Raw genomic sequence first — 12,181 nt, 5'->3', positions numbered from 1 at the left:
GCTCCGGCGACGCCCTTGTTAAGGAACCATGTCGTTTTTGTGTCACGGCCCGCCCGTCCAACCCCGCATTGCCGGCCAAGCTTGGTTTGCCGTTAAGCGGCGGCAGCGCTTATGCTCCGGCCCGTCGGCCATGACCCGTGCGAGGGAACCGGTGCTGTCCTTTGTCCTGTCGAAGCTGTTCTGGGGGATTCTCAACCCGGCCAACGCCCTGGTCCTGCTGCTGGCGCTCGGCGCGCTGATGCTGCGGCGTCCGCGCTGGCGACGTGCCGGCGAGCGGCTGGTGACGGTGGCGGCGCTCGGATTCCTGGCGGCGACCTTCACGCCGATGGGGTCCTTTGTCGCGCTGCCGCTGGAGAACCGCTTTCCCCGCGTCGAGCCGGCCGGGCCGGTGGATGGCATCATCATGCTGGGCGGGGCGGTCAATCCGCCGATCACCGCCGACCGGGGCGATCCCTCGGTCAACGACGCGGCGGAGCGGGTGCTGGCCTTCGCCGATCTGGCGCGGCGCTTTCCCGACGCCAAGACCGTCTTCACCGGCGGCTCCGGCCGGCTGCTCGGCCAGGACACCAAGGAGGATGCCTCGATCCGCGCGGCGCTGGCCCAGGCCGGCGTCCCCGAGGGGCGGGTGATCTACGAGACGGACTCCCGCAACACCTGGGAAAACGCCCTGTTCAGCCGCGATCTGGTCCGGCCGGCCGCGGGAGAGCGCTGGGTGCTGGTGACCTCGGCGATGCACATGCCGCGCTCGGTCGGCATCTTCCGGCGCATCGGCTGGGAGGTGGTCCCCTACCCGGTCGATTACCGGACCCGGCACGACGGCCGCCCCTACCTCCGCTTCGAACTGGAGCACAGCCTGCCGGTGCTCAGCCAGTCGGTGCGCGAGTGGATCGGGCTGGTTTCCTACCGGCTGATGGACCGCACCGACACCCTGTTCCCGGCTCCCTGAGGGGCGCCCCGTCACCCATCTGAAGGATTGTTGGGACGGCGCCGCTCCAGCCTTGGCGCGAGCGTGGCAACTCGGCTAGAGTGCCGCCCTCTGTCGAACAAGGGATGTCGTGGATGGGCCGCTGGCGCAGGCTGAGAGGGGCAATGGTGCTGGCCGGCGTGGCCGCGCTCGCCGCCTGCGCGCAGGCTCCCACCGTCGGTGGCCCCGGCCTGCCGACCAGTGGCATCTACAAGGTCGGCAAGCCCTATCAGATCAACGGCGTCTGGTATTATCCGGCCGAGGATTTCGCTTATGACGAGACCGGGGTCGCCTCCTGGTACGGGCCGGGCTTTCACGCCAAGACCACGGCCAACGGCGAGCTCTACGACCAGAACGAACTGACGGCGGCGCACCGGACGTTGCCGATGCCCAGCCTCGTCCGCGTCACCAACCTGGACAACGGACGCTCGGTGGTGGTGCGGGTCAACGATCGCGGCCCCTACGCCAACGGCCGGGTCATCGACATGTCGCGGCGCGGCGCGCAGCTCCTGGGATTCGAGGGCAACGGCACCGCCAAGGTGCGCGTCCAGATCCTGGCGGAGGAGAGCCGCGCCATCGCCGCCGCCGCACGCCAGGGCACCCCCGCTCCCATCCTGGCCGAAACCGACGGCCCGGCACCGAAGCCGGTGCCGCGCAGCCGCATCGAGGTCGCCGGCCCCGCCGCCGGCCCCACCACGAACAAGGAACCGTCCGCCGGCATCGTCGGCAAGCCGGTGCCGCCGCCCACGACTGTGGCGGGCGCGGTGGTCGAGGGGCGCTTCGTGCCGGCGCCGGTGGTGGCACAGATGCCGGTCCCCGCCGGCCACGAGAGCCTGTTCGTGCAGATCGGCGCCTTCGGCAGCGCCGAGAACGTCGCGCGGGTGCGCGCCCGCCTCGCCGCCATCGGGCAGCCGGCGGCCGTGACCGCAACCCGGACCGGAAAACAGACCTTGCAGCGGGTCCGCGTCGGCCCGCTGGACAGCGTCGACCGTGCCGACGCCGTGCTCACCCAGATCATTCAGGCTGGCCTTACGGAAGCCAAAATCGTGGTCGATTGATCGCCCCAGGCTGATTCGACCATGTTTCCTTGGAGGGACGTTACCATGAACGCTGTTGTCGTCCGCACCCGCGCCGTGATCGGCCTCGCGGTCGCGCTGGCCTCGGCGAATGTCGCGCTGGCTGTCGGGGCGCATGCCGCCACCATCGACACCATCGCCAAGCAGGCGATCCTGCTCGACCTGACCTCGAACACCGTCCTGTTCGAGAAGAACGCCGACGAGCGCATGGCTCCGTCGTCGATGAGCAAGATCATGACCGCCTATCTGGTGTTCGAGGCGATCAAGGGCGGCCGCCTGACGCTGGAGAGCACCCTGCCGGTGACCGAACGGGCATGGCGCATGCAGGGCTCCAAGATGTTCGTGGAGCTGCACAACAACATCAAGGTCGACGACCTTCTGAAGGGCGTCATCGTCCAGTCCGGCAACGACGCCTGCATCGTGCTGGCGGAGGGCCTGTCCGGTTCGGAATCGGCCTTCGCGGCCCAGGCGACCAAGAAGGCGAAGGAACTGGGGCTGACCGGCACCAACCTGACCAACGCCACCGGCTGGCCCGATCCCAACCATTACATGACGGCGCGGGATCTGGCGCTCCTGGCCGAGCACCTGATCAAGGACTTCCCCGAATACTACCATTACTATTCGATGCGGGAGTTCAAGTATCACGGCATCACGCAGGGCAACCGCAACCCGCTGCTCTACCGTGGGATGAACGTGGACGGCATGAAGACCGGCCACACCGAGGCCGGCGGCTACGGCCTGACCGCGTCCGGCGAGCGCGAGGGGCGCCGGCTGCTGCTGGTGGTCAACGGGCTTCCCAGCATGCAATCCCGCGCCGACGAATCCGCCCGCCTGATCGAGTGGGGCTTCCGCGAGTTCGCCACCTATTCCCTGTTCAAGGGCGGCGAGACGATCGAGCAGGTTCCCGTCTGGCTCGGCGAGCAGGACACGGTTCCGGTCTCGGTGCCGAAGGACCTCAACGTCACGATGGCGCGCGCCGACCGGTCGGGCATGAAGGTGTCGCTGGTCAGCAGCGCGCCGGTCGCCGCCCCGATCAAGAAGGGCGACGTCGTCGGCAAGGTGATGATCACCGCCCCCGGCTTCCCCGGCAAGGAGGTGCCGGTGGTCGCGGCGCAGGACGTCGAGAAGCTCGGCTTCGTCGGCCGCGCCTTCGCGGCGGCCAAGTATCTGGTCTTCGGCGCCAAGAGCTAGGCGACCTCAAAAGCCCTTCTTTTCCCGCGAGGAGAGAAGGGTTCTTCAAGAATGGGCAGCAACGAATGACCGTCACGAAGGGCCGCTTCATCACGCTGGAGGGCGGCGAGGGCGCCGGCAAGTCGACCCAGCTCCGCCGTCTGGCCGAGGCGCTGGCCGCGCGCGGGATCGACGCGCTGACCACGCGCGAACCGGGCGGTTCGTCGGGCGCCGAGGAGATTCGCGCCCTGCTGGTGTCCGGCGAGACCGGCCGCTGGGGCGCCGTCACCGAGGCGCTGCTGCACACCGCGGCCCGCCGCGACCACCTGGAGCGCACCGTCTGGCCGGCGCTGGAATCCGGCCGCTGGGTGCTGTGCGACCGCTTCTTCGACAGCACCATGGCCTATCAGGGCTATGGGCTGGGGCTGGGCCGCGACCTGATCGAGGGATTGCAGAGGACGGCGCTCGGCGCGTTCCGTCCCGATCTGACGCTGATCCTCGACATCGCGGTGGAAACCGGGCTGCGCCGCGCCGCCTCCCGCCACGGCGGCGAGGACCGCTACGAGCGGATGGATGTCGGCTTCCACCAGCGGCTTCGCGACGGCTTCCTCGACATCGCCCGGCGGGAGCCGGAGCGCTGCGCGGTGATCGATGCCGACGCCGACCTCGACACCGTCCAGGCCCGCATCTGGACCGCCGTGACCTCCCGTCTGTCGCCGGCCCCATGAGCAAGGCACGCGCCGCCGCCGGATCAGCCACCGGTCCCGCCGCCGACGAGGGGCTGTCCCCACGCCGCAACCCGGAGTTGACTGGCCACGGCGAGGCCGAACAGCTCCTGCTCGACGCCTGGAACTCGGGCCGCCTGCCCCACGCCTGGCTGATCGGCGGCACGCCGGGCATCGGCAAGGCGACGCTGGCCTACCGCTTCGCCCGCTTCGTGCTGGCCCAGGATCCGCCGGGCGACAGCCTGTTCGGCGGCAACGCCCCGGCGACCTCGCTGCACCTGCCCGCCGACCATCCGGTGTTCCGCCGTGTCGCGTCCGGCGGGCACGCCGACCTGTTGACCGTGGAACGCCAGCGCGATGAGAAGCGCGACCGGCTGAAGCGCGACATCGCCGTCGACGACGTCCGCAAGATCGGCCCCTTCCTGCGCCGGACCTCGGCCGAAGGAGGCTGGCGCGTGGCGGTGATCGACGGCGCAGATCGCATGAATCTCAGTGGCTTGAATGCTATTCTTAAGATTTTGGAGGAACCGCCGGCCGGTGCCCTGCTGCTGCTGGTCAGCGACAACCCCGGCGGCATGTTGCCCACCATCCGCTCGCGATGCCGCAAGCTGTCTCTTAAGGCTCTGCCTGAGGATTCGGTTGTCAACCTGTTGATGCAGCACCGTTCCGACATCGCGGAGGAAGACCGGCCGGCGCTTGCCCGGCTGGCGGAAGGCAGCGTCGGGCGGGCGATCCATCTTGCCGACGCCGGAGGGCTGGCGCTCTACCGCGAGATGATCGGGCTGCTGTCCGGCCTGCCCCGGCTCGACGTCGCCGCCGCCCACGCCTTCGGCGACAAGCTGACCCGTAAGCAGGACGACGGTCTTTACGAGACGGCGACGGAACTGCTGGTCTGGTGGCTCGCCCGCTTCGCCCGCTCGCTGGCGCGCGGGCAATGGCCCGCCGAGGTGGTTCCGGGCGAGGCCGCCCTGATGACCCGGCTCGCCAACGCCCGCGGCCTTGAACGTTGGGTTGAGGTGTGGGAAAAGGTCCAGCGCCTCTTCGCTCGTGCGGAATCTGCAAATCTGGACCGCAAGCAGGTGGTGCTGAACGCCTTGGCGACGCTGGAAACCGCCGCCATTTAACAGCAGTGCAAGACAGCAGTGCCGAACAACCCCTCGGGAGAGCGCCGACAATGGCCGGGCCGAAGACGTTTTACCTGACGACGCCGATCTACTACGTGAACGACGTGCCGCACATCGGCCACGCCTACACGACCCTTGCCTGCGACGTCCTCGCCCGGTTCATGCGTCTCGACGGCTACGACGTGAAGTTCCTGACCGGCACCGACGAGCACGGCCAGAAGGTGGAGAAGTCGGCCGAGAAGGCCGGCGTCCCGCCGCAGGAGTTCACCGACCGGGTGTCGCGGAACTTCCGCGACCTCGTTTCGCTGATGAACTACTCCAACGACGACTTCATCCGCACCACCGAGCCGCGCCACGTCGCCTCGGTGCAGGCGCTGTGGAAGGTGCTGGAGGAAAAGGGCGAGATCTATCTCGGATCCTACGCCGGCTGGTATTCCGTGCGCGACGAGGCCTTCTACGGCGAGGACGAGCTGACCACCAGCCCGTCCGGCAAGAAGATCGCCCCGACCGGCGCCGAGTGCGAGTGGGTCGAGGAACCCTCCTACTTCTTCAGGCTCTCGGCCTGGCAGGACCGGCTGATCGCCTTCTACGAGGCGAACCCGGACTTCATCGCCCCGGCCGGCAAGCGCAACGAGGTGATGGCCTTCGTCAAGTCGGGCCTGAAGGACCTGTCGGTCAGCCGCACCACCTTCAAATGGGGCATCCCGGTTCCCGGCAACGACGAGCACATCATGTATGTGTGGCTCGACGCGCTGGCCAACTACATCACCGCCGTCGGCTATCCGAACACGGACGGCGACTTCGCGAAATACTGGCCGGCCGACCTGCACATGGTCGGCAAGGACATCCTGCGCTTTCACGCCGTCTACTGGCCGGCCTTCCTGATGGCCGCCGGCCTGCCGGCGCCCAAGCGCGTCTTCGCCCACGGCTGGTGGACGATCGAAGGCCAGAAGATGTCGAAGTCGCTCGGCAACGTCATCGCGCCGGAGACGCTGGTCAACACCTACGGCCTCGACCAGACCCGCTACTTCCTGCTGCGCGAGGTGCCCTTCGGCAACGACGGCGACTTCTCGCACAAGCAGATGGTCGCCCGGATCAACGGCAACCTCGCCAACGATTACGGCAACCTCGTGCAGCGCGTCCTGTCGATGATCGGCAAGAACTGCGGCGCCGCCGTGCCGACCCCCGGCTCCTTCACCGAGGCCGACAACGCCCTGCTGGGCGCGGCGCACGGGTTGCTCGACGTGGTGCGGACGGAGATCCGTGCCCAGGCCTTCCACAAGGCGCTCGACGCCATCTGGGCGGTGATCGGCGACGGCAACCGCTACGTCGACGAGCAGGCGCCCTGGACGCTCAAGAAGACCGATCCGGCGCGCATGGCGACCGTGCTCTATGTGCTGGCCGAGACGATCCGCCACCTCGCCATCCTGACCCAGCCGGTCATGCCGGACGCCTCGGCGAAGATCCTGGACCAGTTGGCCCAGGGGCCGGACGCGCGCGGCTTCGGCAATCTCGGACCGGCCGGCGCGCTGGTCGCCGGAACGCCGCTGCCGACCTCGCAGGGCGTCTTCCCACGCTTCGTCGAAGAACCGAAAGCCTGAGTGCCTTGAACATGCTGGTCGACAGCCACTGCCATCTCGACTTCCCCGACTTCGCCGAGGAGCTGGACGCGGTCGTCGACCGCGCCCGGCAGGCCGGAATCGGTCGGATGGTCACCATCTGCACCTACCTGACCCGTTTCGACCGCATCCTGGCGGTGGCGGAACGCTACGACGACGTGCTCTGCACCGTCGGCGTCCACCCCCACCAGGCGGCCGAGGAGTTCGCGGTCACGACCGTCGAGGCGCTGGTCGAGCACTCGAAGCACCCGAAGGTGATCGGTCTCGGCGAGACCGGGCTCGATTATTTCTACGACAAGAGCCCGCGCGACCAGCAGCAGGAGTGTTTCCGCCGGCACATCCGCGCCAGCCTGGAAACCGGCCTGCCGCTGATCATCCACACCCGCGACGCCGACGACGACACCATGCGCATCGTCAAGGAGGAGGCCGCCGGTCAGCCGGTCAAGGGTCTGCTGCACTGCTTCAGTTCCGGCCGCGCGCTCGCCGAGGAGGCGCTGGCGTTCGGCTTCACCCTGTCGCTGTCCGGGATCGTCACCTTCAAGAAGTCCGAAGAGCTGCGGGACATCGTCAAGGACGTGCCGCTCGACCGCATCCTGGTCGAAACCGACGCGCCCTATCTGGCGCCCATCCCCTTCCGGGGGAAGCGCAACGAGCCCGCCTTCGTCGCCCACACCGCCGCGACCGTCGCCGCCGTCAAGGGCGTGACGCCCGAGGAGCTGGCGCGCGTGACCACCGGGAACTTCTTCCACCTGTTCGACAAGGCGGCCGCATGAGCGACGGGGGCGGATCCGCCGGACCGATGCGCGTCACCGTCCTCGGCTGCGGCGGCTCGCGCGGCGTTCCGGTGGTCGGCCCCGGCGGCTGGGGGCGCTGCGACCCGGCCAACCCGAAAAACCGCCGTTTGCGCCCTTCGGTGCTGGTCGAGTCGGTGGCGGGTGGGGCGGGCGGCGCGGTGGTGCTGGTGGACAGTTCGCCCGATCTGCGCCAGCAGCTCCTGAACAGCGGCTGCGAGCGGCTGGACGCCGTGCTGTGGACCCACCAGCACGCCGACCACGCCCACGGCATCGACGAACTGCGCGAGATCTGCCGGCTGATGCACGCGCCGCTCGACGCCTATGGCTGGGACGAGCATCTGCGCGACATCGAGGCGCGCTTTCCCTACTGCTTCGAACCGTTGAAACCCGGTTTTCCCTATTACCGCCCGGTGCTCGACTCGCACCGCGTGACCGGCCCTTTCCGGGTCGGCGACCTGCCGGTGACCCCGTTCGAGCAGGATCACGGCTACATGAGGACGGTCGGCTACCGCTTCGACCGCTTCGCCTATTCGACCGACGTGGTTCGGCTCGACGAGGCCGCCTTCGCGGCGTTGGAGGGCATCGACACCTGGATCGTCGATTGCGGGCGCATCGAGCCGCCGCACCCGGTCCACGCCCATCTGGCGCTGACCCTGTCCTGGATCGAGCGGGTCCGCCCCCGGCGCGCCTACCTGACCCATATGGACAACAGCATGGATTACGACCACCTGCGCCGCATCCTGCCTGCCGGGGTGGAGCCCGCCTATGACGGGCTGGTGATCGAGGTCTGACGTCCCTTCCGGGGGATCGGTCCCTCAGCCGGCGGTCTGGACCGCCTCATCCTCGCCGAACTGCAAGCGGCAGAGCCGGGCGTAGGCGCCGTTGGCGGCCAGCAGTGCGTCGTGTGTCCCCTGCTCGATGATGCGTCCGCCCTCCATCACCACGATGCGGTCGGCGTTGCGCACCGTCGCCAGCCGGTGGGCGATCACCAGGGTGGTGCGTCCCTGGGTCAGCCGTTCCAGGGCGCCCTGCACCAGCCGCTCGGATTCGCTGTCGAGCGCGCTGGTCGCCTCGTCCAGCAGCAGGATCGGCGCGTCCTTCAGGAAGGCTCGGGCCAGCGCCAGCCGCTGGCGCTCGCCGCCCGACAGCTTCACCCCGCGGTCGCCGATGACGGTGTCGTAGCCGTCGGGGAGCCGCATCACGAAGTCGTGCGCGGCGGCGGCCTTGGCCGAGGCGATCACATCGCCGAGCGGGGCGTCGAGCCGGCCGAAGGCGATGTTGGCGCGCACCGTGTCGTTGAACAGCACCGTGTCCTGGCTGACGATCGACACCGCGCCGCGCAGGCTGCGCAGGGTGGCGCCGCGGACGTCCTGGCCGTCGATGGTGACCCGCCCGTCCACCGTGTCGTAGAGGCGCGGAATCAGGTTGAAGACCGTCGATTTGCCGGCGCCGCTGCGCCCGACCAGCGCCACCGTGCTGCCGGCCGGCACGTCCAGGTCGATGCCCTTCAGCGTCTCCGCCCCGGCCTCGTAGGCGAAGCGCACGCCGTGCAGGGCGACGGACCCCTTGGTCAGCGCCAGCGGCCTGGCGTCGGGCGCCTCGGTGATGGTCGGCCGTTCGTCGACCAGCTCGAAGATGCGCTGGGCGGCGGCCAGCCCCTCCTGGAGAGCGGCGTTCAGCGTGCCGATGGCGCGCACCGGCTGGGCCGCCATCAGCAGCGCGCCGACGAAGCCGGAGAAGGCGCCGACCGAGCCCTCGCCCATCGCCATGCGGTAGCCGGAGAAGGCGATCACGCCGGCCACCGCGACGCCGCCCAGCACCTCCATCATCGGGTCGATGCGGGAGCGGGCGCGCGTCGCCTTCATGGTCAGATGGTAATTGTCCTCGAAGGCGCCGGCGGCGCGGGTCCGCTCGTAATCCTCCAGGCAGTAGGTCTTGACCATGCGGGCGCCGGACAGGCTTTCGGTGAGCAGCGAGGTCATGTCGCCCATCTGCGCCTGGGTGTCGCGCGACACCCGGCGCAGCCGCTTGCCGATCCGCACGATGGGGATGGCGGCGATGGGGTAGATGACGAAGACGATCAGCGACAGCAGCCAGTCGAGGTAGAACATCGACCCGACCAGCGCCACCACCGTCAGGATGTCGCGCACCAGCCCGGTCAGCGTGCGCGACAGCGCGTTGCGGATCAGGTCGACGTCGTTGATGAAGCGCGAGGTCAGCGAGCCGGTGGGAGCCGCGTGGATCTGCGCCATGTCGGCGGTCAGCAGATGGGAAAACATCGACAGGCGGACATCGGCGATGATTCGCTGGACGATGTCGCTGGTCACCACTGTCTGGGCGTAGAGCGACACGCCCTTGACCATCGTCACCAGAACGATCAGCGCCGGAATCACCAGCAGCATCCCCCGGTCCTGCGCCGAGAACATGGCGTAGGACTGGTCGATCAGCAGCGGGTAGGCCCCGGTGGTCGCGGCGACCAGCGCCATCAGCAGGAAGGACAGCCCCAGCTTCGCCCGGTAGGGCCGCACCCAGTCGCGCCACATGCGGCCGACCAGCCGCTCGGTCGTCGCGTCCAGGCGCAACGGCACGCCGCCTGCCTTGCCCACGGTCGTCTTGCTCACGGTCGCGCTCTTTCCTGCGTTCGGGGACCGGCCTTCCCAAGGTCCGGCATCCATTGTGCCGGATGGCTTAGCCGATGGGGTCCGGTTTTGTCCACCGGGGCGCGGGTCGGGGGCGCCATGCAGCCTTCCTTAACCCACTTATGGAATCATCCGGACAATCGGCCGCACAATCGATGCGCGTCGATCGGGACGTGGACGACGCGGAGGGAGAACGCCATGGCGAACGGCGGAGCGGGCGGCAGCAGATCCTCCAGGCCGCGCATCGGCATCGCGCTGGGCGGCGGGGTGGCGCGGGGCTGGGCGCACATCGGGGTGCTGCGGGCACTGAAACGGTACGGCATCGAGGCCGACATCGTCTGCGGCGCCTCGGTCGGCGCGCTGGTCGGCGGCCTGCATCTGGCCGGAAAGCTCGACGTGCTGGAGGATTGGGTGCGCGGCCTCAGCCGGATGAAGATCGTCGGCTATCTGGATCTGCGGTTGCGCCAGGGCGGCGGGCTGATCGGCGGCGACCGGCTGATGGCGGAGATGCGGCTCCATCTCGGCGACCTGCGGATCGAGGAACTGCCGGCTCCCTACGCCGCCGTCGCCACCGACCTCGCGACCGGCCATGAGGTGTGGTTGCAGGAAGGCGAACTGGCGGACGCCATCCGGGCGTCGATCTCGCTCCCCGGCGTCTTCCCCCCGGTGATGATCGACGGGCGCTGGATGATCGACGGGGCGCTGGTCAACCCGGTGCCGGTGTCGGCCTGCCGGGCGCTGGGCGCGCAGATGGTCATCGGTGTCAATCTGGCCGGCGACATATTGGGCAAGGCCCGCAAGCCCGGCGCCGCCATTCCGACCGCCGCCGGCTTCGACCTGCTGAAGCTGATCGACGAGGAGATGCCGGAAACCCGCTCCTCCTCCGCCATCGGGGCGCTGACCCGGCGCATCTTCCGCCGGGACTACGAGGGGCCGAGCCTCTTCGGCGTGATGGTGTCGTCGCTCGGCATCGTCACCGACCGCATCACGCGGTCGCGGCTGGCCGGGGAACCGCCGGACGTCCACATCGCTCCCCGGCTGGGCCACATCGGCCTGACCGAGTTCGACCGGGCCGACGACTGCATCCGCGAGGGCGAGGCGGCGGTCGAGCGTGCCCTGCCCGACCTGCACGACGCCCTGGCCGTCTTCGCGACCGGCCCACGCGAGAGCACGCGCGCGCCGGTGCGAAGCTGAGTCCGACGATCAATGGTCCAGGGCGGTGCCCAGCGCGGCGCCGCCCAGGCCGCCGATGATCGCGCCGCGGCGCCCGTCCACCGCATAGCCGCCGGCCGCGCCGGCCGCGCCGCCGACCACGCCGCCGGTCGAGCAGGCCGCCACGGAAAGAAGCGCCAGGGCGGCTCCGACCAAGCGCAAACGGGACGTCAAACGGGACATAGGGAAACCCTCCTCGTGGTCGTTGTTCCTTCTCTCAACACATGAAAAGCCGTTTTGCTTCCATGCGACCCGTTCTTTTGCGTGCCATTTTGGATGGGGAACATTCGCACGGGCCGCGCGTTTCCCCAGGTTTGGAACGAATTTCCGGGGGGAAACCAGCATGAAACGGACCAGGACCATTCGCGCCATGGCGCTCGCCACCGTCATGGCCCTGTCGGTCGGCGCCTGCCAGACCGGCAACATGGGCACGTCGGAAACCGTCGGCACGCTGGGCGGCGCCGTGGCCGGCGGCCTTCTGGGCTCGCGCTTCGGCGGCGGCGCCGGCAAGGTGGCGACCACCGCCGTCGGCACGCTGCTCGGCGCCTACGCCGGCAACCTGCTGGGCCGCCGATTCGGCGACGCCGACCAGACCCGCGCCTCGGACGCGGAGGAACGCGCCGTCTCCAGCAACCAGGCCATCACCTGGAACAACCCGCAGAGCGGCTACAGCGGCAACGTCCAGCCAACCCGCACCTATCAGGATTCCAGCGGCCAAACCTGCCGCGACTACACCCACACGGTGACCATCGACGGCAAGAGGGAGGTCGCGCGCGGCACCGCCTGCCGTCAGGGGGACGGAAACTGGAAGCTGGTGTCCTGACCACGCCTGTCCGGAAGGCCGAACGCCAGTCCGAA

At 69.2% G+C, this 12,181-nt stretch carries 12 protein-coding genes; 10 read left to right on the top strand and 2 right to left on the bottom strand.

All coding sequences use genetic code 11. The annotated features are described in order from the left end of the window. The first annotated feature begins 130 nt into the window (after positions 1-130). The 8 genes from J2847_RS02765 to J2847_RS02730 all read left to right on the top strand — a co-directional run bounded on the left by J2847_RS02765 (position 131) and on the right by J2847_RS02730 (position 8,263). The gene (locus J2847_RS02765; protein WP_209776844.1) at positions 131-946 is read left to right on the top strand and encodes a YdcF family protein; all 816 of its coding nucleotides are present in this window, start codon (positions 131-133) and stop codon (positions 944-946) included. A gap of 113 nt (positions 947-1,059) precedes the next feature. Beyond that, a complete protein-coding gene (locus J2847_RS02760; protein WP_209776842.1) occupies positions 1,060-2,022 on the top strand; it encodes a septal ring lytic transglycosylase RlpA family protein in 963 nt (320 codons plus the stop codon). Between the two features lie 45 nt (positions 2,023-2,067). Continuing rightward, a complete protein-coding gene (locus J2847_RS02755; RefSeq protein WP_209776840.1) occupies positions 2,068-3,231 on the top strand; it encodes a D-alanyl-D-alanine carboxypeptidase family protein in 1,164 nt (387 codons plus the stop codon). A 65-nt stretch (positions 3,232-3,296) separates the two neighbouring features. Continuing rightward, the gene (gene tmk / locus J2847_RS02750; RefSeq protein WP_209776839.1) at positions 3,297-3,938 is read left to right on the top strand and encodes a dTMP kinase; all 642 of its coding nucleotides are present in this window, start codon (positions 3,297-3,299) and stop codon (positions 3,936-3,938) included. Beyond that, positions 3,935-5,059, top strand: a complete 1,125-nt coding sequence (locus J2847_RS02745) for a DNA polymerase III subunit delta' (RefSeq protein ID WP_209776837.1) — start codon at positions 3,935-3,937, stop codon at positions 5,057-5,059. The genes tmk and J2847_RS02745 overlap by 4 nt, the downstream gene beginning before the upstream one ends. Positions 5,060-5,109: 50 nt before the next feature. Beyond that, on the top strand, positions 5,110-6,660 hold the full coding sequence (gene metG, locus J2847_RS02740) for a methionine--tRNA ligase (RefSeq protein ID WP_209776835.1): 1,551 nt from the start codon (positions 5,110-5,112) through the stop codon (positions 6,658-6,660). Between the two features lie 11 nt (positions 6,661-6,671). After that, on the top strand, positions 6,672-7,451 hold the full coding sequence (locus J2847_RS02735) for a TatD family hydrolase (RefSeq protein ID WP_209776834.1): 780 nt from the start codon (positions 6,672-6,674) through the stop codon (positions 7,449-7,451). Continuing rightward, the gene (locus J2847_RS02730) at positions 7,448-8,263 is read left to right on the top strand and encodes an MBL fold metallo-hydrolase (protein ID WP_209776832.1); all 816 of its coding nucleotides are present in this window, start codon (positions 7,448-7,450) and stop codon (positions 8,261-8,263) included. The genes J2847_RS02735 and J2847_RS02730 overlap by 4 nt, the downstream gene beginning before the upstream one ends. 24 nt (positions 8,264-8,287) lie before the next feature. On the opposite strand, the gene J2847_RS02725 is transcribed toward J2847_RS02730, so the two are convergent. Then, a complete protein-coding gene (locus tag J2847_RS02725) occupies positions 8,288-10,093 on the bottom strand; it encodes an ABC transporter ATP-binding protein (RefSeq protein ID WP_325169312.1) in 1,806 nt (601 codons plus the stop codon). A gap of 216 nt (positions 10,094-10,309) precedes the next feature. On the opposite strand from J2847_RS02725, the gene J2847_RS02720 reads away from it, so the two are divergent. Next, positions 10,310-11,305: a patatin-like phospholipase family protein gene (locus J2847_RS02720; RefSeq protein WP_209776829.1), complete on the top strand. Its 996-nt coding sequence runs from the start codon at positions 10,310-10,312 to the stop codon at positions 11,303-11,305. 9 nt (positions 11,306-11,314) lie between these two features. Here the strand turns inward: J2847_RS02720 and J2847_RS02715 are convergent, their stop codons facing one another. Beyond that, entirely contained in the window at positions 11,315-11,506 is a 192-nt protein-coding gene (locus J2847_RS02715; protein WP_085556816.1) for a hypothetical protein, read from the bottom strand. Between the two features lie 160 nt (positions 11,507-11,666). Between J2847_RS02715 and J2847_RS02710 the strand changes: the two genes are divergently transcribed. Then, a complete protein-coding gene (locus tag J2847_RS02710) occupies positions 11,667-12,146 on the top strand; it encodes an RT0821/Lpp0805 family surface protein (RefSeq protein WP_209776827.1) in 480 nt (159 codons plus the stop codon). The last annotated feature ends 35 nt before the right edge of the window (positions 12,147-12,181 follow it).

Source organism: Azospirillum agricola (assembly GCF_017876095.1).
GTDB classification, from domain to species: Bacteria; Pseudomonadota; Alphaproteobacteria; order Azospirillales; family Azospirillaceae; genus Azospirillum; species Azospirillum agricola.
Note: the sequence above shows the minus strand (reverse complement) of the source record. Positions and strands in the feature narration are given on the sequence as shown.

What these genes read in the sequence shown, in the direction of transcription:
- J2847_RS02765 (WP_209776844.1), top strand. Translation starts at nt 131, where the DNA reads ATGACCCGTGCGAGGGAACCGGTGCTGTCCTTTGTCCTGTCGAAGCTG.
- J2847_RS02760 (WP_209776842.1), top strand. Translation starts at nt 1,060, where the DNA reads ATGGGCCGCTGGCGCAGGCTGAGAGGGGCAATGGTGCTGGCCGGCGTG.
- J2847_RS02755 (WP_209776840.1), top strand. Translation starts at nt 2,068, where the DNA reads ATGAACGCTGTTGTCGTCCGCACCCGCGCCGTGATCGGCCTCGCGGTC.
- tmk (WP_209776839.1), top strand. Translation starts at nt 3,297, where the DNA reads ATGACCGTCACGAAGGGCCGCTTCATCACGCTGGAGGGCGGCGAGGGC.
- J2847_RS02745 (WP_209776837.1), top strand. Translation starts at nt 3,935, where the DNA reads ATGAGCAAGGCACGCGCCGCCGCCGGATCAGCCACCGGTCCCGCCGCC.
- metG (WP_209776835.1), top strand. Translation starts at nt 5,110, where the DNA reads ATGGCCGGGCCGAAGACGTTTTACCTGACGACGCCGATCTACTACGTG.
- J2847_RS02735 (WP_209776834.1), top strand. Translation starts at nt 6,672, where the DNA reads ATGCTGGTCGACAGCCACTGCCATCTCGACTTCCCCGACTTCGCCGAG.
- J2847_RS02730 (WP_209776832.1), top strand. Translation starts at nt 7,448, where the DNA reads ATGAGCGACGGGGGCGGATCCGCCGGACCGATGCGCGTCACCGTCCTC.
- J2847_RS02720 (WP_209776829.1), top strand. Translation starts at nt 10,310, where the DNA reads ATGGCGAACGGCGGAGCGGGCGGCAGCAGATCCTCCAGGCCGCGCATC.
- J2847_RS02715 (WP_085556816.1), bottom strand. Translation starts at nt 11,506, where the DNA reads ATGTCCCGTTTGACGTCCCGTTTGCGCTTGGTCGGAGCCGCCCTGGCG.
- J2847_RS02710 (WP_209776827.1), top strand. Translation starts at nt 11,667, where the DNA reads ATGAAACGGACCAGGACCATTCGCGCCATGGCGCTCGCCACCGTCATG.